Below are 20,290 nucleotides of genomic sequence, written 5' to 3'. Positions count from 1 at the left end.
TGTTAAGAATTGTTGTTGGCAACTAAAATACCTTCAATATGACTTCACAAAGTAGGATAAATATAGATAATTTTAATTAATAAAGGGAGATTGAATATGAGCGATGGAGAGACTCAAGATTCAGAATTAATTTACGAGCTAGAGGCGAATCCGCCAACCGCTGAAAAATTCTTTGCAGCACTCCAACACGTGCTCGCAAGTTTTGTAGGCGTTATAACCCCAACCTTAATCATCGGTGGCGCACTTGGACTTGGCGAACAAATACCTTACCTTATAAGTATGGCGCTTATGGTCTCAGGTGTTGGAACAATTATTCAAGCAAAAAAACCAATGAATATTGGTGCTGGAATGATCTGTGTTCAAGGAACAAGTTTTGCGTTTCTTAGCTCTGTTCTTGCAGCTGGTTTTCTTGCGAAAGCTCAAGGTGGTGGGCCAGATGAAATTCTTGCAATGATAATGGGTGTGTGCTTCTTAGGAGCGTTTATAGAGATTGGCTTAAGTCAGTTTTTACCGCAACTTAGAAAACTAATCACTCCGATTGTAACGGGTACTGTAATTACTATTATTGGTATTAGCCTTATTAAGGTTGGTTTAACAGATCTTGGTGGCGGGCAATGGTTGCTGGATAATAAGCCACAGTTTTGGGGTTCTTTAACTAATATAGCCCTAGGATTCATAGTGATGATTTCAATCATTATATTGAATCGCTCTAACAATCAGTGGATACGTTTATCATCGATCGTTATTGGACTAGTTATAGGGTTTGTTGTAGCAGCTGTTTTGGGTAAGATTAGTTTCAGCTCATTGTTCGCTGTTCAGCAGGTTATAAGTATTCCTATACCTTTTAAATATGGCTTTGATTTTGATATTATTGCCTTTATACCTATTGCGCTAATTTACATAATTACCACAATAGAATCTTCTGGCGATATTACTGCTAATTGCATGATATCAAAACAAGAAATTAAGGGTGAGGGTTACTTAACTCGAATCAAAAATGGTGTTCTAGGTGATGGCGTTAATTCAGCAATTGCAGCTGCTTTTAATACGTTCCCTAACACAACGTTTAGCCAAAACAATGGCGTGATTCAGTTAACAGGTATTGCAAGTAGGCATGTAGGTGTTTGGATTGGAATAATCCTTGTTATTATGGGCCTATTCCCTCATGTAGGATCAATCCTTAGAGCGCTCCCAGCTTCTGTTTTAGGCGGCGCTACGATCGTAATGTTTGGAACTGTTGCGGTGGCAGGAATCAAGATCCTTTCAACAGTAAATATGAATCGTCGTAATATGCTTATATTAGCTGTATCTTTTGGTATGGGTCTAGGTGTTTTGCTAGTGCCTCAGTTCGCAGGAGCTCTAGCTAATAATATAGGCGGTACATTTGGAAAGCTTATGGGAAGTATTTTTAGTTCAGCAATCACCACTGGTGGTATAACTGTTCTGATTATGACTGCTCTTATGGGTGAAAAAGTAGAAGACTAGTATAGTTTTCTTAATAAAAAAGGGCAGCTTAAGCTGCCCTTTTTTTATGGCTGTAATCAAAACTATAAATACATTTAATTAAACCTCTTTTGACACTTTAATATAACTAAATTATTAGAATTCAAAATGTGATTTGTACCAATATTAGAAACACTCACTTAATTATGTATGGTATATTTCGTTTTGTTATATAAAATTTTATTGAATTAAGCTCAATTTAAGCTTTATAAAAAGCCTTCAATAGGCAGTTTGAATAAATCCTAAAAGTTTAATATAATGTAATTATTTAGTAACTAAAACAGACGGTCAAAAGCCGCCTTTTTGGAGTTTATTTTTGTTTAAAAAAAGTGTTTATCTATGAGTAATAAAGAACCGCTAGTAAAGTTTGAAAATGTGCAAAAAAGTTATGATGGTGAAATACTTGTTGTTAAAGACTTCAATTTAGATGTCGCACCAGGTGAGTTTGTTACAATGCTAGGGCCATCTGGCTCTGGAAAAACGACCTGTCTAATGATGCTTGCAGGATTCGAGCCAACAACTAATGGCACAATTTATTTAAAAGGAAAGCCAATTAACAATGTCCCTCCTCACAAACGAGGTATTGGTATGGTATTTCAAAACTACGCCCTCTTCCCGCACATGACGGTTGCTGAAAATCTAGCGTTTCCTCTTGAAGTACGCAAATTTGGCAAAGCTGAAAGAGAGGCAAAGGTTAATCGCGCCCTGGATATGGTTCAGTTAGGTGAATTTGGTCAAAGACGCCCAATGCAACTATCAGGCGGTCAGCAACAGCGCGTTGCTGTAGCAAGATCTCTTGTTTTTGACCCTGATTTAGTTTTAATGGATGAGCCCTTAGGCGCTCTAGATAAAAACTTAAGAGAGCAGATGCAGTATGAAATTAAGCACCTTCACGAAAGCCTTGGATTAACAGTGGTCTACGTAACGCATGACCAAACTGAAGCGCTAACTATGTCGAACCGAATTGCTGTTTTTAATGATGGCGTTGTTCTTCAGTGCTCCTCACCAGAAGATCTTTATGAAAAACCTGAAAACTCATTCGTTGCAAACTTCATTGGTGAAAATAATCGCCTAATGGGAACCGTTGAAGCCATTAAAGGAAATACAGCCACAGTAAAAACAGACTCTGGAGATATCGTTGTTGCCACCAAGGTTAATGTTGGCAAGGTTGGAGATCGCGCGACACTATCATTAAGACCAGAGCGCATCATGGTTGCACCAAAGAAAGGAAAAACGCCAAACACATATTCAGCCAAGGTAGAAGAACTTATCTATCATGGCGACCATATTCGCACGCGCTTTAGTGTGTGTGGACACGACGATTTTATCGTCAAAATTCCTAATTCAATCGATAATGTTGACCTTAAGAAAGGTAAACAAGTTGATATTGGTTGGATGTCGGAAGATTGTCTTGCTTTAGATGGTTAGAGCTTAGACTTAACTTTAGGAGAAATATATGAAAAATGTAATAACAAAAACTCTGGTTGCCGGTGCTATTTCAACAGCGATGTTGGCTGGTGCAGTCCAAGCAGAAGTAACTTTTGTTTCTTGGGGTGGTGGCTATTCAGCTTCACAACAAAAAGCTTACGTTGACACTTACTCAAGTGGAGATGTAAATATGATTAGTTACAACGGTGGTTTGGGTGAGGTTCGTGCTCAAGTTGAATCTGGAAGTGTTCAGTGGGATATCGTTGACGTACTTGCATCGGATGCTCGTATTGGTTGTGATGAAGGTCTTTTCGAAGAGCTAGATCGCAGCATGTTCCTGCCTTCACCTACTGGTGTTGCAATGGATGATGATACGATGGTACCGGTTCCAAATGATTGCGTAGTTCCGCAAATTTGGTGGTCATACGTTCCTTTCCATAAGGCTGACACCTTCTCAGGTGATCAACCATCAACTATACAAGACTTCTTTGACGTAGAAAAATTCCCAGGAAAGCGTGGTATTCACACTTGGGCTTCTGCAATAACAGAGATGGCATTGTATGCTGACGGTGTTGCTATTGATGATATCTATGAAGTATTAGGCACTCAAGCAGGACAAGATCGTGCTTTTGCTAAACTTGACACAATCAAAGATCACGTAGTATTTTGGTCTTCAGGTGCTAAGCCACTTGATCTAGTTAATTCTGGTGAGGTTTCTATGTCACTAGCGTATAACGGCCGTATCGGTGGTGCTGTTCTTAATGACGGCGCTGACTATGTTACTGTATGGGATGGACAAGTACTTGAAGAGGAATGGTTAGTTCTTCTTAAAGGTGCTCCAAACCGTGCTGCAGCTATGCACTTCTTAGTTCATGCTTCTAGCTCTCAGGCGCAAGCAGATCAAGCTAAATGGATCAACTATGGTCCTATGCGCACATCTGGTCTTGATATTATGCAAGCGGGTGAGCCATGGTTCAATACTGGTGTAGCAATCATGGAGCATATGCCTAATACTGATGAGCATATGGCAGGTGGTATTATGGCCAATCCTGATTTCTGGGCAGATAGTGGTCAAGCAATAAATGATCGCTATGCAGCTTGGATGGCTCAATAAGTAGCTAACCTAAAACGAGCTTATTTATTTAACCTCGTTTAATAAAACAGGTCGGTTTTTATAACGACCTGTTTTTATTTTTTAAAAACTAACAAACAAGTTATAGATTTAATGAATATTTTATGAGTGATACTTCGATAACAAATTCTCAAGAACCATTACTAACAAACGATGGTGTACCGCTTAAAGTAAGCTTACGCAAATCTTTGCGTAGAACAAAAATTCGCTCTTTTCTGTTAATTCTACCTCCACTATTATTCTTATTATTAATGTTTGTAACGCCTATAGGCTCGCTTCTATCAAGAAGTATTGATGACATCCAAATTAATAATGTATTTCCACAGACATTTGCTCAGTACGAATTATGGGAAGATAAATCCCAACTCCCTAGTGAAGAAATGTTTGCCGCAGTTGTAAACGATATTAGAGTCACAATCAAAGTTAAAGATGGTGAAGGAAATGTTATTGGTAAGAATTTACTTGGTAGATCTGGTACTCGAATGACTTATGAGTTCTCTGGCTGGAAAAGTTTAATAAATAAAACAGTCAAAGAAGCTCTAAAGGTTGATAAAAAATCAAAGGAAGTAGTTAAACCTTTTAAGTGGGAGGCGCCCTACAAAGAAAAGATGATTAAAAGAGATAAGCGCTGGGCCAAGGTTGAATTCTGGCAGTCGTTAGGGGCAATGAAAGACCCCTACACGATGGGCTATTATCTAAACGCTGTTGACCTGAAGTATGACGCCAATAAAAATATCATTCAGAAGGCAGAGTATTTAAAAATTTATAACACAATTTGGATTAGAACTCTCCAAGTAAGCCTGATGGTGACTATTTTCTGTTTACTGCTTGCCTATCCAGTTGCTTATTTACTAGCAACACTTCCAATGAAAACCTCAAATCTATTAATGATATGCGTATTGATGCCATTTTGGACGTCGCTCCTAGTAAGAATTGTTGCTTGGATGATTATGCTTCAGCAAAATGGTGTTGTTAATGACACCTTAATGTACATTCTGCCTTGCTTTGAAGGAATGGTGAACCTGCCATTTTTTGGTGCTACCAATATTGATCTTTGTTTTAGTGATGAAGATCGACTTCCTATGATGTACAACTTTACTGGAACCATTATTGTAATGACGCAGGTACTTCTGCCATTTATGATTTTGCCAATCTATAGCGTCATGAAGGGAATACCTCCAAGCTACATGAAGGCAGCTCAAAATCTGGGTGCCACTCCTACGCGAGCCTTTATTCGTGTTTATATGCCTCAATCAGTTCCAGGTATTGGCGCTGGATGCATATTAGTATTTATTGTTGCCATTGGCTACTACATCACGCCAGAATTGGTTGGTGGTAAAGATGGAATAATGATCGGTAACTTTGTTGCGCGTGAAATGCAGAGAACATTAAATTGGGGTCTTGCTGCTGCTATGGGAGCAATTCTTCTAGCTGCAGTTTTGGTTCTATATTGGGCATATGACAGACTGATTGGCCTTGATAACTTAAAAATGGGATAGTCATGAAATTTCCTTCATACACAACACCTCGAGAAAAACTATGGCACTATACTTATAGGATATTTTGTGGGCTTGTATTGTTTTTCTTAGTAGCCCCACTGATTGTTGTTATCCCACTATCATTTACTAATTCTGTTTTCTTGCAATTTAGCCCTGAAATGAAATTCTTTAGCTTTGAGACTTGGTCTTTTAACTTTGATGGCTATGGAACTCGCTGGTACAAAGAAATGTTTGGTATTTGTTCTGAAAATTCAGGAACAACTGTCTGCACAGACAGATGGATGATTGGCTTTAAAAATAGTGCTATTATTGCAATTTTTGCCACTTTCTTTGCAAGTGTCTTAGGCACATTAGCAGCACTTGGTTTGTCTAATAGACATATGCCGTTTAACCGTTTAATAATGGCGCTTATGATTTCTCCAATGATTGTCCCGCTTATCATTACTGCTGCTGGAATGTTTTTCTTTTTTGCTAAAGTCAACCTTGTTGCAACCTTACCAGGCCTTATTATTGCCCATACTATTTTAGGGATACCATTTGTTGTCATAACAGTCTCTGCTTCACTCTCTGGATTTGATAGTAACTTACTGCGCGCTGCTTCAAGTTTAGGCGGTACACCGCTAAGAAATTTTTTCAAAGTTCAAGCGCCACTAATAGCGCCAGGGGTTATAGCAGGCGGACTATTTGCATTTATTACCTCTTTTGATGAGGTCGTTATTGTGCTCTTTGTTGGTGGCCCCGATCAGTACACGCTTCCAAGACAGATGTGGTCTGGAATTCGCAATGAGATAAGTCCAACGATTCTAGCTGCTGCCACTCTTCTTGTGATTTTCTCGATTGTATTACTTTCCACACTTGAATGGCTTCGCCGTCGCTCTGAAAAGATCCGAGGCATAACCCCTCACTAAAGCTTTTAATTTTTATCCTATTGATGATTCTTAATGTATAGTCTCATTAATGGAAAAACGTGCCCCTTTAGATAAGAATAAACAATCCTTAGTTATCATTTCGTGCCTTTTAATTACTTTTTGTATGGGCACTATTCATGCATTTAGTACTTTAATTGAAGGCATTGAACTGCAAATCAATGCAGGCAGGATGGCATCAAGTCTTATCTATTCAACTGGGTTAATCAGCGTAACAGTTGCTGTATTTTTTGGATCCACCCTATATCGTAAACTGTCTCCATCATTGATCATCGTTTTAATAGCAATATTGCCCTTAATTGGCGTCCTTATATCAAATACAGGTAGTTGGATTGGATGGATATTTGGCTATGGCTTTTGCTTTGGGTTTGCAAGTGGCCTAGGATATGGATTTTCACTGTATGCAGCCTCCTCTGTAACCTCAAGCCAAAAGCTCGGCTTGGTGCTTGGCGCTGTGTCAGCATCCTATGCGTTTGGTGCTGTTATTTTCTCGATGCTTTACCCACTACTTTTTAGTTATTTTGACTTTAAAGCTGGCTACATGATTGGCGTTTCAATACTATCCATTGTTATTATTATTAGTTTAATTCTTTTTCGATTAGCAAAAAAAGACTTAACTGCAAAAACAAAATCCATTAGCAAAAATCAAAGTGTTAAAGGAAAAATTATTAAGCTATGGCTGGCCTTTTTCCTTGGAGTTTTTGCTGGCCTTATGACAATAGGTCATGCAGTGCCAATTATTAAAGCATCAGGAGGGTCATCTGAAATTGCAATAACTGCTATTTCCCTAATGGCTCTTGGAAGTGGAATTGCAGGTATATATGCTGGCTGGCTTGCAGATCGATTTGGTTGCAAGCGCCCTATTTTAGTAATTTTGACTATAAGCTCTCTCGCCCTATTAAGCCTTTCAACATTTACAAGTATTAATCTAATGTTAATATTTTTGACTCTTATTGCTTCTCTTTATGGCGCCTTAATTGCAATTTATCCAACCTTAGTGAATCACGTATTTGGACCTGATTACTCAGCTTGGGCCTATGGAAGAATTTTTACCGCATGGGGAGCAGCGGGCTTAGTGTCGCCTTCTCTTGCCGGCTGGTTATTTGATCAATATAATAACTACAATTCATCATTATTTTTTGCCTTCATTTTATCCATTTTTGCTGGATTAATCATTTGGAGTCTCAAATATGACGTTAATGATGCAACACATTAACTATTAAAGAGTTCTCCAAAAAAATGACGATCCAGAATATAATAAAACATAATTATTACTTAAATCTATCATCATGAAAAAACATATTATTTCCACCAATAAGGCCCCTGCTGCAGTAGGAACATACTCTCAAGCTGTTGCTGTTACAGGCGGAACTACGATCTATCTTTCAGGGCAAATTCCTTTGGTTCCTGAAACAATGGAAGTAGTGGAAGGCGGCATTGAAGAGCAAATTCACCAAGTATTTAAGAATTTATTAGCCATGTGTCAAGAATCAAAAGGCAGCTTAAGCGATATCGTTAAACTTAACATTTTCTTAACAGACCTAAGTAATTTTGCTACATTAAATGAAATTATGGCTACCTACTTTACAGAGCCATATCCAGCCAGAGCAGCTATTGGTGTAAACGAACTCCCAAAAGGTGTGAGCGTTGAAATGGATGGCGTAATGGTAACTGACTCAAACTCCTACAGTTTCTAATTTTATGCCTTCACTCTCTGATCCAATTATTTCGATTAGTGGATTAGGACAGAAGACTTCAGATAGGTTAAACCAACTAGGGATTCATACGCTTGAACACTTACTGTTTCACTTGCCAAGTCGTTATCAAGACAAAACAACTATAACGTCGCTTTCCAGAGCAAGTGTTGAAGACGAAATCCTAATTGAAGTAACGATTGATAGAATTGAAGTCATTCCTGCAAGGCAAAGACAGCTTCTTTGTTACTTATCGGATAATCAAAACCAAAGAGTTCTTTTGCGATTTTTTCATTTTACGCAGTACCAAAAGCAAGCACTTATTCGCGGTGAGACTATACAGTGCTTTGGTGAAATAAAAATCGGCCGCCAAGGCCTTGAAATGCACCATCCTGAATATCGAATTATTTCGCAAGATCAAAAGCCACTCCTTGAGTCAACCTTAACGCCGGTTTATCCTCTTTGCGCTGGAGTAAGTCAAAATAAAATGAAACAATGGGTAAATAATGCTTTAGACGTCTTAAAAGCGAGCGTAATTGATGATTATTTTGAAAAGATAACACAAAGTACGATGCCAAGCTTAAAAGACTCTTTATTCTTGCTTCATCACCCTAATAAAAATGAAGATTTATCAAAAATTGAAGCCTTTACTCACATTTCTCAGCAGAGATTAATTATTGAAGAGCTGGCAGCCCACCAACTCAGTCTTCTGAAAATTAAAGAAGCAAGAAAAAGTAAAGAATCAAAAAAAATTTCTATTAAAAATGCATTGAGTAATAAACTTCTAAGCTCACTGGAGTTTGATCTAACTTCTGCTCAATCTCGATGCATTAGCCAAATTAATGAGGATCTATCAACCTCTGAGCCAATGCATAGATTACTTCAGGGTGATGTAGGTTCTGGAAAAACAATCGTAGCAGTGTTTGCACTTCTTCAAGCAGCTGAAAATAATTTCCAAACTGCCGTAATGGCGCCAACTGAAATTCTAGCGCGACAGCATCTTCAAAATTTTAGTAATTACCTCACCCCACTTGGTATTCAAATTGCTTTTCTGTCAGGCTCTCAAAATACTCAAGAAAGAAAAGATAACTTAAGTCTTATAGAAAATGGAAAAGCAAAAGTTATTATTGGAACTCATGCATTATTTCAAGAAAATGTTTACTTTGAGGATTTAGCATTAGTGATCATTGATGAGCAGCACAAGTTTGGAGTTCATCAGAGACTATCACTTTCTAAGAAAGCCATCTTAACACCTCATCAATTAGTCATGACCGCTACGCCAATCCCCAGATCATTAACGATGAGCGCTTACGCTGACTTAGATACTTCAATTATTGATGAGTTACCTCCAGGTCGCCAAACAATTGAAACTGTTGCACTAAGTAACGCTCGAAGGGATGAACTAATTACCAAAATTAAACAAATTTCAAAGGAAGGACGTCAAATTTATTGGGTGTGTACTTTAATTGAAGAGTCAGAAGCTCTTCGAGCCGAGTCTGCTAAAAAAACATATACATATCTCACAGATAACCTTAGAGATCTAAAAGTTGTAATGATTCATGGGCGCTTAACAAAGTCAGAAAAAGAAATTATTATGGCAGACTTTTCTAAAGGAGAAACCAACCTTCTCGTTGCTACAACTGTAATTGAGGTTGGGGTCAATGTCCCTAATGCAAGTCTGATGATTGTTGAGAATGCAGAGCGTCTCGGTCTGGCTCAACTTCATCAATTAAGGGGCCGGGTTGGAAGAGGCTCTGAAAAAAGTGCTTGTGTCTTACTGTATCAATCACCCCTTAGTCAAACAGCCAAAGAAAGACTTGATATTCTTCGTCAGAGTAATGATGGATTTTTGATTGCTCAAAAAGATTTAGAACTGCGTGGTCCGGGTGAAATTTTAGGGACACAGCAAACTGGCATTGCATCAATGAAAATTGCAGATATTGTTAGAGATTCTTACCTACTCAAGCAGGTGGGATACTACTCATCAAAAATGCTAGAAGCAGAGCATACTAGTCAAAATGCTCTAATGACGCGCTGGATTGATGAAGAGAAAACTCACTATTTCGATGCCTAATGTCTTCTAGAACTCATTAAAATTAAAGACTCTTGTAAAATACCTAACCTATGTTCAATCCAGATAAGTTTCAATGGCGAATTTTTAATCCTCAAGAAGGGGTTCCTGAGCACGTCTGCAACTGGCTACTGGATGGCCAATCTTTAACTGCTAAACTTAGAGATAAATATGAAGATTTCAAAGTTAATGTTCTCTCTCAAGAGCAAGATAATCCCTATGATTGCGAATTAAAGCTTCTCGCAGCTAGTAATAATCAGACTTTTATTGTAAGAGAAGTTGAGCTTATTGGATCTCAAAGACCCGTTGTTATTGCGCGCTCATTAATCCCGTTGACAGCAGATACAAGTGAAATTCTAAAAATTGGAGCCAAGCCATTGGGAGAAATTTTATTTAATGATCCTGAGATTAAACGTGGTCATCTTGAAGTTGGAAGTTTCAATAAATCATGGGCCAGGCGTTCAACTTTTAAAATTGGGAAAACCAAATTACTTGTTTCTGAAATTTTTTTGGAGTCACTTTATGCGTGATAAATTGTTTAACAGTATTGTTGATATAGCTGATTTTCGTTTCGATGCAGATGTGGTTAAGGTATTTGATGATATGGTTAGAAGATCTGTTCCTGGATATGACTCTATGATTCAAATGGTTGGCCTTGTCGCCAGAATGTATGGGCAAGATAATACTAACTATTATGATCTTGGCTCGTCGACAGGAGCAATATCACTTGCGCTAGCACTAAATAATAAAAATAAAAATAACAAATTTATTGCTATTGATAACTCAGCTGAAATGGTAAAAAAATGTCAAGCAAACTTATCTAATAAAATTGATAACTTGCAAGTGCTTTGTTCAGACATTACTGACACCGAGATCAATGATGCGTCTATTGTTGTTTTGAACTTAACGCTTCAGTTTATTGATGTTGGAGCAAGAGCTGCGCTCTTAAAAAAAATATATGATGGCCTAAACCCTGGAGGCGTATTAATAATTAGTGAAAAGATACACTTTGAGGATCCTGAAACACAAGATCATATTACAAAGCTTCACTTAGATTTTAAAAGGGAAAATGGCTATAGCGAGCTTGAAATTGCAAACAAACGACAAGCGATTGAAAACGTGATGAATACTGAAACTAAAAAAACTCATATTGACCGACTAAGAGATTGTGGCTTTAGGGAGACTAGCTGCTACTTTCAGTGCCTCAACTTTGTATCATTTTTATCTGTAAAATAAACTTCGTTTAATCGGCTTTAAATTAGGTTTTTCTATGTTACTAATGATCGACAACTACGATTCATTTACTTATAACTTGGTTCAGTATTTTGGTGAACTTGGTCAAGAAGTTGTCGTCTATAGAAATGATGAAATCTCTATTAATGAGATTGAAAGTTTAAACCCTAACTATATCGTAATATCGCCAGGCCCATGCACTCCAAATGAAGCTGGAATTTCTTTAGAGCTAATCAAAAAGTTTGCTGGAAAGTTTCCTATACTAGGCGTATGTTTAGGTTTTCAGGCAATTGTTCAATCATTTGGTGGAAATATTATTGGCGCCCAGAAGATTATGCATGGTAAAGTTTCACCTGTTCATCACACCTCTAAGAGCGTTTTTAAAGGCCTTAAAAATCCTCTTAATGCAACTCGTTACCACTCACTAGTAGCCGAAAAGACGACCTTACCAGATTGCTTTGAGGTAACCGCTTGGACTAATACAGAGTCTGGAGATATTGAAGAAATAATGGGTGTTCGTCATAACTCTTACCCAATTGAAGGTGTCCAATTTCATCCTGAATCTATTCTCACAGAACATGGACATCAAATGCTTAATACTTTTTTACAGGACAATCAATAATCATGGAATTAATTCAATTTTTACAAGGTGAGCTTTTACTCACTGGAACCTTACTTGCTCTTATTATTCTTCTTATAGTAAACATCTATGGAGACACGTTTAAAAAATATGCAGTAGTTGATACCCATACTGCAGTTTCTTTGATGGATGATGATGAGCTGATCATTCTAGATGTGCGTGAAGAAAAAGAACGCTCTTCTGGATTTATTAATAATGACATTAATATCCCTATGAGCCAAGTTAAAAATAAAATGGGCTCACTTGATAAATCAAAAAATATACTTGTCTATTGTAAAAGTGGCACTCGATCTGATCAAATTTCAGGCTTTCTCTCTAAAAATGAATTTCAAAATGTATCTAGCCTAAAAGGCGGCTTTAATGCTTGGCAAAAAGCTGAATTACCAATTCAAAAATAACTAATATGAAAAAATCTTTAGCGATTATTGGAGCTGGTGCATGGGGAAGTGCTCTTGCAATTGCTCTAAGTAAAGAATTTGAAAAAATTTTTCTAATTACAAAAGATAAAGCAAACACTAAAGGACTAGGTAATCAGCATGAAGCACTATCCGTCCCGTTTAACTCTAACATCTGTATAGGCAATAGCTTTGAGGTTATTGAGGAATCGCAAGCCGTTCTTATTGCAACCCCAAGCTCATCATTTAATAGCGTACTTAAAAACCTCAGCTCTCATGTAAAAAGTAAACCGATTGCTTGGGTAACAAAAGGGTTTGATCCAGACAATGGGCAACTCCTTCACGAATCGTTTAGTCAAAAATTTCCTAGTCATCATCCCTGCGCAATATCTGGGCCAACTTTTGCTGCAGAAATTGTTGAAAAAAAACCTGCAGCCATAGTTGTTGCCTCTCAAGATAAAATAACAAGAGATTTTTGGGCTGAAACAATACAAACTAACAATTTACGGGCTTATACAAATTCTGATATAGTTGGTGTTCAAGTTGGTGGCTCTGTAAAAAATATTCTAGCAATTGCTGCCGGAATTGCAAATGGACTTGGTTTTGGTGCAAATACACAAGCCGCTCTGATTACAAGAGGCTTGGCAGAAATGACGCGACTAGGCGTAGCTCTTGGAGCAGATAAGGTTACTTTCCAAGGACTCTCTGGAATGGGTGATTTAGTTCTCACCTGCTCGGATGATTTATCTAGAAATCGTCGTTTTGGTAAAGAACTGGCTAATAATATACCTACCGATAAAGCTCTAAAAAATATCAATGCTACAGTTGAAGGGTTTAAAGCTTTAGAGCTGGTAATTATGATTGCAAATAATCATCAAATCGAAATGCCAATTTGCGAACAAGTTCTTGCAGTAACCGAAGGTAGGACCACTCCCAGGGAGGCTGTTAATGAGCTCCTTTTAAGAAAGCCTAGGGAAGAGTAACCCAATTCAAATAAAACCCTTAAGGCGTGCCTAAAAAATGAGCCTAATTAACAGAAAAATTTCTAGTACTGAAAATATTCAGAAGCAAGACTTACGTCTCCTGCTTCGATTAGCACCCTTTTTAAGACCCTATAAAAAAATTGCCTTAATTGCTATTATTGCGCTCATTTTTAGCTCATTGGCATTTTTATTATTTGGACAAGGCATTAAATTATTTATAGATGAGGGGATTTATACGCTTGATAATAAGGCAATGCTACTCATTGCAGTAGTTTTAATCACCATGGTAGTAGCAACCTTTATACGCTTTTACTTCGTCTCATGGATTGGCGAACGAGTCAGTAATGATGTTCGCCTAGCAGTATTTAATCACCTGCTTACTCTTCATCCTCATTATTTTGAAGTAAACCGAAGCGGAGAAATAAATGCCCGATTAACAACTGACACCACTTTGCTTCAATCTATTTTTGGTTTCTCAATATCAATGGCCCTGAGTAGCGTCCTTCTATTTTTTGGCGGACTCACAATGATGATTATTACCAACATTAAACTTGCTCTCATTGTTCTTATTAGTGTCCCCATTATCCTTCTTCCTATGGCAATATATGGTCGACGCTTAAGATCGCTTTCAAGAAAGAGTCAAGACACAGTCGCAGACATTGGAACCTACGCTGGAGAAATAGTACAAAACATTAAAGTAGTCCAAAGCTTTACTCGTGAGCCTGAAGAATCTCAAGCATTCAGCGAGGAAGTTGAAAAAGCCTTTACAGTTGCAAAAAAGCGAATAATGCAGAGCTCCCTGCTAATTGCAGCGGCAATGATTCTAGTTTTTACGGGCCTAGGCTCTATGATATGGGCTGGCGCTAAAGATGTTGCAAATGGACAAATCACAGCCGGCGAACTAGCTGCGTTTGTTTTTTATGCAATCATGGTTGCAAGGTCCGTTGCTGTTATTTCAGAGATTTATGGGCAGCTCCAAAGAGCAGCTGGTGCAACAGAACGACTGCTTGAATTACTCGCAGAAAAATCAAAGATTTTTGCCCCAGCTGCGCCTAGAAAATTAGATAATGGGGCCCTCTCTCTAAGCTTTAACAATGTTCACTTTAGCTACCCATCAAGACCAGAACAGTCAGCTCTTGAAGAACTTACTTTTAAAGTTAAGGAAGGTGAAACAGTTGCAATTGTTGGCCTCTCAGGTGCAGGCAAGACAACTATTTTTGAGCTACTACAAAGATTTTATGATCCATCTAAAGGCAGTATTGATGTTAGTGATATTAACCTAGTTGATCTGGATCCTAAGACTCTTCGTTCAAGTATTGGAGTAGTGCCGCAACAACCAACATTATTCTCAGCTGATGTCACGCATAATATTGGATATGGCAACCCAGCTGCAAATATAAATCAAATAAAGGATGCTGCAAAAGAAGCCTATGCGTTAGAGTTTATAGAGCAGCTTCCTGATGGCTTTGATAGCTATCTTGGTGAGCAAGGTGTTCGCTTATCAGGAGGCCAGCGTCAACGTATTGCTATAGCGAGAGCAATACTCAAAGACCCATCGATTCTTCTTCTAGATGAAGCCACCAGCGCTCTAGATGCAGACAGTGAACAAAAAGTGCAGGACGCTTTAAAAGTCTTAATGGAGGGCAGAACCACATTAATAATTGCTCATAGACTTGCAACAATTATGCATGCAGATCGTATTTTACTGATCGATAAGGGTCGATTAATTGCTGAAGGGAGTCATCAAGACTTATTATCCAGCTCAAAGCTCTACAAGAAACTTTGTGAACTTCAATTTAACTTCTAGCATAGTCATATAATTTGAAGATCTATTAGGAAATTAAAGACTAGTTATTATTTTTAAAATTAGAAAGATAAAACTTTGTTTTTACTGGATAATAACTTTAAATTTCAACTGTGAATTGATTGATTAATGGTCAATAAATATAGAAATATCAAAAAAATTCTAAAAAACCTCTGTCTTTTAGTTACGCTATTTTCAGTAAGTACTCTTGTTTCTTCAGCATCACTTTCATCGTTTAAGCCTAGTTTTGATTCCATTGAAAACACTATTGTAAGAAAAGAAGTTTTTTTTAATTACCTTCTTCCAGCAATACACCAAAAAAATGCTGAGATAATTGAGCTTCGAAATTCTATATTAAATAATGAATTAAACGTCAATGAACTCGAAAAATTAGCATCAAAGTATCGGGTCAAACATCCAGCTACTCAAGAAGAGTTATTAAAAGTTATTGATATCCTCCCCCCTTCTCTCGTTCTTGCTCAAGCGGCAAATGAGTCAAATTGGGGAAGATCAAGATTTGCCAAGGATTTTAATAATTATTTTGGAATCTGGTGTTTTTCTGAAGGTTGTGGAATAATTCCTAAAGAAAGAGATGTAAGTGCAACGCATGAGGTTGCTAGTTTTAATTCATTAGAAGAGTGCATAGATTACTATGTACTTAATATTAATCGAAGCTATGCCTATGAAGAGCTTCGACAGATAAGAGAAAGGCAGCGCAATGATATGCAGCCCATTAAAGGAATCGTTCTAGCAGAAGGTCTAGGTAATTATGCATTTCCTGGCATTGAATATATTGATTCAATTAAATCAGTTATCCAATTCAACCAACTGGGTCGCTACGACTATACAAACTAAGTCAATAGAAATTTAGGTATAAAAAAACCCGCGAGTAGCGGGTTTTTTTTGAAGTAGATTTAGTTTGCAAGATTAACGTTTTGAGTACTGCTCACTCTTACGCGCCTTCTTCCTACCAACCTTCTTACGCTCAACTACACGTGCATCACGTGTCACTAGTCCAGCACTTCGTAATCCAGGACGAGTCGCCTCATCATAAGCCATCAAGGCTCTAGTAACTCCCAGTCTAATAGCACCAGCTTGACCTGTATCACCACCACCTTTAACCATGATAGTAAAATCAAACTTGTTATGCATTTCAACCACATCCAAGGGTTGGTTGATAATCATTGAAGATGTCTCTCTACCGAAATATTCAGCCATTGGCTTTTTATTAACTGTAAAAACACCCTTACCTTTAGTCATGTAAACACGGGCAACTGATGTCTTTCTTCTTCCAGTTGCGTAAAAAACTTCTTTATCTGCCATAATAATATGCCTTAAATATCCAATACTTGTGGTTGTTGAGATTGATGGGTATGTTCACTACCAGCAAAAACCTTCATTTTTCTAAACATTTCTCTGCCTAATGGGCCTTTTGGCAACATTCCTTTAACAGCTTTTTGAATAACTTCCTCAGGCTTTTTAGCAAGAAGATCTTTAAATGGAACTGATTTCAGATTACCAACATATCCAGTATGATGATGATACATTTTGTCATTAAATTTATTTCCAGTCACGGTTATTTTAGCCGCATTAACGATAACAATATAATCACCTGTATCCACGTGAGGCGTAAATTCAGGCTTATGCTTACCACGAAGACGAGATGCAACTTCAGTTGCTAGACGCCCAAGAGTCTTACCATCTGCATCTACTAAAAACCACTCTCTTTTTACTTCTTCAGCTTTCGCACTAAATGTTTTCATAACTTGCTTCTATATGTCGGATCAGAATAATCGGACTATTATAATCACTTTTTATTCTTGATGTAAGTTTTCATATGGCAAACACATGAAATATCAATACATAAAATTGGAAACAATTTCCAGACTATTCTGCCATTAAATCAAGACTCTTATCATAAAGCTTAGTTTCAACGTCCATTAATCCCAATATAGTGTGAAACAAATTATCATGGGAAAGAGGAAGGTCTTCTTTATTCTTTATTGACTCAACATCAAAAACGTTAGACATAGAATCATTTAGCCACATCAATGCTGGAACATCAATCTGCTCATCTGGGGCCATAAAATATGGCATTCCATGCAAATAAAGACCGTTTTCTCCTAAAGACTCACCGTGATCACTAACATAAAACATTGCTGTATCTGACTCTTGTGAATTTCTCTTTAAAAGCCCTATAACTTTTGAAAGAAAATAATCTGCATAAAGAATTGTATTGTCGTAAGCATTACTAATTTCTTGATCACTACACTCGTTTAACTGGCTTGTTTTACATACAGGAACAAATACTTCAAATTCCTTTGGGTATCTCTTGTAATAAGCTGGACCATGACTCCCTATAGTGTGGAGAATAATCAAAATATCTTTATCATTTTGATCGTCAATATAGCTTTGTAAATTAACCAGCATCCCTTCATCTCTGCACTCAGGATTGCATATAGAATTCTGCTCTGATGTTCGATAGTCTTCAAAAGTAATTCGATCTGCGACACTCTTTGAACTGGAGTTGTTTTCATACCAAATAACACTGGCACCTGCATGGCTTATTAGATCGAGAATATTACTCATATTTTTCCCCTTTTCATGAGAGTATTTATCACGACCTAGTAAAGAAAACATGCATGGAACAGACCAAGCAGTATCTGTTCCACACGAAGTCAAATTCTTGAATGAGATGATATCCTCTTTTTCCAAATAAGGATTAGTTTGAAGGCTGTAACCATTAATTGACATATGGTCCCTTCTCACAGTCTCTCCTATGACAAAAATCACCAAACGCCTTTTGTCAGACTTCTTGTTAATTTGTGCATCGAGACCAATCACCTTAAAAGGAGTTGAAGAAGTCACCATCTTTGAATCAATAAACTTAGCTGCAGAATATAAATAATATGTAGGATTAATATAGAGTCTTAAATCACGATTTTCTCTTGCAAAAGATGTGTAGTGCTTTGAAAATGACAAGACAACCACTACAAAAACAACTACCAAAACTATGAAATATTTAAGCCTCTGAAGAAATTGTGCATTTAACTTTAATTTTTTTAACTCAACTTTGAATACAATAAAGGAAGGTAGAAGCCCCAAAACTAGAAAATATAAAATTGATTTATAATTTACCAAGTCAAGAAATTCACTAGTGTCTGTTTCAAATGTATTGGTTATCATGTTATGGTCAAATACAATGCCATAATTATTTGTACTGTAACTAACTAGTGATGAAGTTAATAGTAATAGAATTAAAATTGGCTTAGTTGACCTTCTATAGCAAATCAAAAGCAGTAAAGCAGCCAAGAAAGTAAATAAAAATAAAAATAAAGACCCTAAAAAAAACAAGTTCTCAAAAAGAGGATAAACCAGCAATGTTTTTTCGAAAAATGTAAAATTACCGGTTAATGTTAAAAAACCTGCAATAATCAAAACTAGATGAATCTGAGATAATTTATAAGAAAAAAGTTTCATTTGTTTTGTTTACAAAAAAATATTATTATATTATCCATTAGATTAAAAAGGAAGTAATGCTTAACTCACATATACACTTAGATTTTGATAATGTTAACTCCCCTTCTAGCTCTACAACTGGGGTTATTGTTCCATCAACTGGGAAAGATAACTGGGATAGCGTTATTGCATGCTGCTCAGCAGACAATAATAGTCACTTTGCACTTGGAATTCATCCTTGGTTTATTGAAAATCATCAAATGATCGATTTATACAATCTTGAAGTTCGTATCGAGGAAGAAAAGCCAGTTGCGGTTGGTGAGTGTGGCCTTGATTATGTTAAAGTTAAAGATCAGAATACGCAGAGATTTATGTTTGATGAGCAGATATCTTTGGCAACTCGCTTTGATCTGCCTTTAATAATTCATTCAGTCCAAGCAACTGAAGATGTGACTGACTTACTCAAATCGCACTCTAAATCTCGAGGTGTAATTCATGCATATTCAGGCAGTATTCAACAAGCTGAAAATTTACTGAAAATTAATTTTTCGTTTGGTTTTGGTAATACATTAACCAATCCTCAAGCTTACAAACTGCATGATATTGTGAAGTTTTTACCAATTGAGTCTATTGTGATTGAAACTGATGACCATAAAAACCCTGATGAATTAATTCAGGTAGCTGAGAGGGTTGCAAGAATTAAAAAGCTCACTGTTGATGAGGTAATTGATCAGTGTGACCAAAATACACGCAATATTTTTAATATAGATTAATGTCAGGAAGTTGTGCACGTACTGAAATATTAGTTGGCCAACTAGGCCTAGCTCAATTAGCAGAATCACATGTTGTCATTGCTGGATTAGGGGGTGTTGGAGGAGCATGCGCTGAATCACTCTGCAGGGCAGGAATTGGAGAGTTGACTTTAATTGACTACGATACTATTTCAAATACGGATCTTAATCGTCAGGTAATTGCTCTGCATTCAACTTTAGGTGGCTCAAAAGTCAAAGTTCTTGCGCAGAGACTTAGAGATATTAACCCTGATACTGTAATCAATGAAAAAAACCTTTTTATTGATAGCAAGGAAGCAGAATCAATAGCCAAGAATGAAGATTTAAATTTTGTTGCGGACTGTATTGATGCAATTGCCTGTAAGACAAATTTAATTGATGCCTGTAATCGCTCAGGTAAACCAATAATTTCTAGCATGGGAGCTGGGGGTAGACTAGACCCAACTAAAGTTACAATCTCTAGAATGGATAAAACAGAATATTGTGGTCTTGCTAGAGAGCTAAGAAGACAACTCAGAAGTAAACACGCATCTTTAAAATTTCCAGTTGTTCATTCCACAGAGGTTCAAATAAAAGCCCTCCCACATGAAGATTTGGATAAAAACGAATTATGCCCTCCAGGAAGACCAAGAGCGGTCAATGGAGCAATATCATATATGCCTAATATTTTTGGATTAATGATGGCAGGACACATCATCCAAACTATATTAAAATCATAGTCATTAGGATATT

General features: G+C 37.1%; 20 protein-coding genes. 17 read left to right on the top strand and 3 right to left on the bottom strand.

The features are described from left to right. The first annotated feature begins 96 nt into the window (after positions 1-96). The 15 genes from ABXT51_RS01510 (at position 97) to ABXT51_RS01440 (ending at position 16,163) form a co-directional block, all read left to right on the top strand. Positions 97-1,485 carry a uracil-xanthine permease family protein gene (locus ABXT51_RS01510; protein ID WP_416695825.1) on the top strand — a complete coding sequence of 463 codons (1,389 nt, stop codon included), beginning with the start codon at positions 97-99 and terminating at the stop codon, positions 1,483-1,485. 357 nt (positions 1,486-1,842) lie between these two features. Next, positions 1,843-2,931, top strand: a complete 1,089-nt coding sequence (locus ABXT51_RS01505) for an ABC transporter ATP-binding protein (protein ID WP_416652526.1) — start codon at positions 1,843-1,845, stop codon at positions 2,929-2,931. Positions 2,932-2,959: 28 nt separating this feature from the next. Next, entirely contained in the window at positions 2,960-4,045 is a 1,086-nt protein-coding gene (locus ABXT51_RS01500; protein WP_416695824.1) for an extracellular solute-binding protein, read from the top strand. A gap of 122 nt (positions 4,046-4,167) precedes the next feature. Further along, positions 4,168-5,562 carry an ABC transporter permease gene (locus tag ABXT51_RS01495; RefSeq protein WP_416695823.1) on the top strand — a complete coding sequence of 465 codons (1,395 nt, stop codon included), beginning with the start codon at positions 4,168-4,170 and terminating at the stop codon, positions 5,560-5,562. Between the two features lie 2 nt (positions 5,563-5,564). Beyond that, positions 5,565-6,470, top strand: coding sequence for an ABC transporter permease (locus ABXT51_RS01490; protein WP_416687489.1), 906 nt, complete (start codon positions 5,565-5,567; stop codon positions 6,468-6,470). Positions 6,471-6,519: 49 nt separating this feature from the next. After that, positions 6,520-7,704 (top strand): MFS transporter, encoded by a 1,185-nt coding sequence (locus tag ABXT51_RS01485; RefSeq protein WP_416695822.1) that lies wholly within the window; start codon positions 6,520-6,522, stop codon positions 7,702-7,704. Positions 7,705-7,777: 73 nt separating this feature from the next. After that, the gene (locus ABXT51_RS01480) at positions 7,778-8,185 is read left to right on the top strand and encodes a RidA family protein (RefSeq protein ID WP_416687485.1); all 408 of its coding nucleotides are present in this window, start codon (positions 7,778-7,780) and stop codon (positions 8,183-8,185) included. A gap of 4 nt (positions 8,186-8,189) precedes the next feature. Further along, complete coding sequence (recG, locus tag ABXT51_RS01475) at positions 8,190-10,256, top strand: ATP-dependent DNA helicase RecG (RefSeq protein WP_416695821.1); 2,067 nt, start codon at positions 8,190-8,192, stop codon at positions 10,254-10,256. A gap of 50 nt (positions 10,257-10,306) precedes the next feature. After that, entirely contained in the window at positions 10,307-10,783 is a 477-nt protein-coding gene (locus tag ABXT51_RS01470) for a chorismate--pyruvate lyase family protein (RefSeq protein ID WP_416652511.1), read from the top strand. Beyond that, positions 10,776-11,489: a carboxy-S-adenosyl-L-methionine synthase CmoA gene (gene cmoA / locus ABXT51_RS01465; protein WP_416695820.1), complete on the top strand. Its 714-nt coding sequence runs from the start codon at positions 10,776-10,778 to the stop codon at positions 11,487-11,489. The genes ABXT51_RS01470 and cmoA overlap by 8 nt, the downstream gene beginning before the upstream one ends. Before the next feature lie 34 nt (positions 11,490-11,523). Next, the gene (locus ABXT51_RS01460) at positions 11,524-12,108 is read left to right on the top strand and encodes an aminodeoxychorismate/anthranilate synthase component II (protein WP_416695819.1); all 585 of its coding nucleotides are present in this window, start codon (positions 11,524-11,526) and stop codon (positions 12,106-12,108) included. 2 nt (positions 12,109-12,110) lie between these two features. Then, the gene (locus ABXT51_RS01455) at positions 12,111-12,524 is read left to right on the top strand and encodes a rhodanese-like domain-containing protein (RefSeq protein WP_416695818.1); all 414 of its coding nucleotides are present in this window, start codon (positions 12,111-12,113) and stop codon (positions 12,522-12,524) included. Positions 12,525-12,529: 5 nt separating this feature from the next. Beyond that, complete coding sequence (locus ABXT51_RS01450) at positions 12,530-13,504, top strand: NAD(P)H-dependent glycerol-3-phosphate dehydrogenase (RefSeq protein WP_416695817.1); 975 nt, start codon at positions 12,530-12,532, stop codon at positions 13,502-13,504. A gap of 37 nt (positions 13,505-13,541) precedes the next feature. Beyond that, complete coding sequence (locus tag ABXT51_RS01445) at positions 13,542-15,311, top strand: ABC transporter transmembrane domain-containing protein (protein WP_416695816.1); 1,770 nt, start codon at positions 13,542-13,544, stop codon at positions 15,309-15,311. 126 nt (positions 15,312-15,437) lie between these two features. Then, entirely contained in the window at positions 15,438-16,163 is a 726-nt protein-coding gene (locus ABXT51_RS01440) for a glucosaminidase domain-containing protein (RefSeq protein WP_416695815.1), read from the top strand. 72 nt (positions 16,164-16,235) lie between these two features. Here the strand turns inward: ABXT51_RS01440 and rpsI are convergent, their stop codons facing one another. From rpsI to ABXT51_RS01425, 3 genes are all read right to left on the bottom strand, one after another. Continuing rightward, complete coding sequence (gene rpsI / locus ABXT51_RS01435) at positions 16,236-16,631, bottom strand: 30S ribosomal protein S9 (protein ID WP_271541311.1); 396 nt, start codon at positions 16,629-16,631, stop codon at positions 16,236-16,238. 11 nt (positions 16,632-16,642) lie between these two features. Further along, positions 16,643-17,071, bottom strand: coding sequence for a 50S ribosomal protein L13 (gene rplM, locus ABXT51_RS01430; protein ID WP_271541310.1), 429 nt, complete (start codon positions 17,069-17,071; stop codon positions 16,643-16,645). Between the two features lie 124 nt (positions 17,072-17,195). Continuing rightward, complete coding sequence (locus tag ABXT51_RS01425) at positions 17,196-18,788, bottom strand: phosphoethanolamine transferase (RefSeq protein WP_416695814.1); 1,593 nt, start codon at positions 18,786-18,788, stop codon at positions 17,196-17,198. A gap of 56 nt (positions 18,789-18,844) precedes the next feature. Here ABXT51_RS01425 and ABXT51_RS01420 point away from each other — a divergent pair, with 56 nt between their 5' ends. Continuing rightward, entirely contained in the window at positions 18,845-19,540 is a 696-nt protein-coding gene (locus ABXT51_RS01420) for a TatD family hydrolase (RefSeq protein WP_416678482.1), read from the top strand. After that, on the top strand, positions 19,540-20,277 hold the full coding sequence (locus ABXT51_RS01415) for a tRNA threonylcarbamoyladenosine dehydratase (RefSeq protein WP_271541305.1): 738 nt from the start codon (positions 19,540-19,542) through the stop codon (positions 20,275-20,277). The genes ABXT51_RS01420 and ABXT51_RS01415 overlap by 1 nt, the downstream gene beginning before the upstream one ends. Positions 20,278-20,290: the final 13 nt, after the last annotated feature.

Source organism: Candidatus Pseudothioglobus sp. Uisw_050_01 (genome assembly GCF_048085775.1).
Taxonomy (GTDB): domain Bacteria; phylum Pseudomonadota; class Gammaproteobacteria; order PS1; family Pseudothioglobaceae; genus Pseudothioglobus.
This window is presented reverse-complemented; position numbering and strand designations above follow the sequence as displayed.

Excerpts from the sequence above, each read along its gene's own strand:
- ABXT51_RS01420 (WP_416678482.1), top strand. The coding sequence starts at position 18,845 with ATGCTTAACTCACATATACACTTAGATTTTGATAATGTTAACTCCCCT.
- rpsI (WP_271541311.1), bottom strand. The coding sequence starts at position 16,631 with ATGGCAGATAAAGAAGTTTTTTACGCAACTGGAAGAAGAAAGACATCA.
- ABXT51_RS01510 (WP_416695825.1), top strand. The coding sequence starts at position 97 with ATGAGCGATGGAGAGACTCAAGATTCAGAATTAATTTACGAGCTAGAG.
- ABXT51_RS01455 (WP_416695818.1), top strand. The coding sequence starts at position 12,111 with ATGGAATTAATTCAATTTTTACAAGGTGAGCTTTTACTCACTGGAACC.
- ABXT51_RS01415 (WP_271541305.1), top strand. The coding sequence starts at position 19,540 with ATGTCAGGAAGTTGTGCACGTACTGAAATATTAGTTGGCCAACTAGGC.
- ABXT51_RS01470 (WP_416652511.1), top strand. The coding sequence starts at position 10,307 with ATGTTCAATCCAGATAAGTTTCAATGGCGAATTTTTAATCCTCAAGAA.
- ABXT51_RS01485 (WP_416695822.1), top strand. The coding sequence starts at position 6,520 with ATGGAAAAACGTGCCCCTTTAGATAAGAATAAACAATCCTTAGTTATC.
- ABXT51_RS01505 (WP_416652526.1), top strand. The coding sequence starts at position 1,843 with ATGAGTAATAAAGAACCGCTAGTAAAGTTTGAAAATGTGCAAAAAAGT.
- ABXT51_RS01480 (WP_416687485.1), top strand. The coding sequence starts at position 7,778 with ATGAAAAAACATATTATTTCCACCAATAAGGCCCCTGCTGCAGTAGGA.
- ABXT51_RS01440 (WP_416695815.1), top strand. The coding sequence starts at position 15,438 with ATGGTCAATAAATATAGAAATATCAAAAAAATTCTAAAAAACCTCTGT.
- ABXT51_RS01460 (WP_416695819.1), top strand. The coding sequence starts at position 11,524 with ATGTTACTAATGATCGACAACTACGATTCATTTACTTATAACTTGGTT.
- rplM (WP_271541310.1), bottom strand. The coding sequence starts at position 17,071 with ATGAAAACATTTAGTGCGAAAGCTGAAGAAGTAAAAAGAGAGTGGTTT.
- ABXT51_RS01425 (WP_416695814.1), bottom strand. The coding sequence starts at position 18,788 with ATGAAACTTTTTTCTTATAAATTATCTCAGATTCATCTAGTTTTGATT.
- cmoA (WP_416695820.1), top strand. The coding sequence starts at position 10,776 with ATGCGTGATAAATTGTTTAACAGTATTGTTGATATAGCTGATTTTCGT.
- ABXT51_RS01450 (WP_416695817.1), top strand. The coding sequence starts at position 12,530 with ATGAAAAAATCTTTAGCGATTATTGGAGCTGGTGCATGGGGAAGTGCT.
- ABXT51_RS01490 (WP_416687489.1), top strand. The coding sequence starts at position 5,565 with ATGAAATTTCCTTCATACACAACACCTCGAGAAAAACTATGGCACTAT.
- recG (WP_416695821.1), top strand. The coding sequence starts at position 8,190 with ATGCCTTCACTCTCTGATCCAATTATTTCGATTAGTGGATTAGGACAG.
- ABXT51_RS01445 (WP_416695816.1), top strand. The coding sequence starts at position 13,542 with ATGAGCCTAATTAACAGAAAAATTTCTAGTACTGAAAATATTCAGAAG.
- ABXT51_RS01500 (WP_416695824.1), top strand. The coding sequence starts at position 2,960 with ATGAAAAATGTAATAACAAAAACTCTGGTTGCCGGTGCTATTTCAACA.
- ABXT51_RS01495 (WP_416695823.1), top strand. The coding sequence starts at position 4,168 with ATGAGTGATACTTCGATAACAAATTCTCAAGAACCATTACTAACAAAC.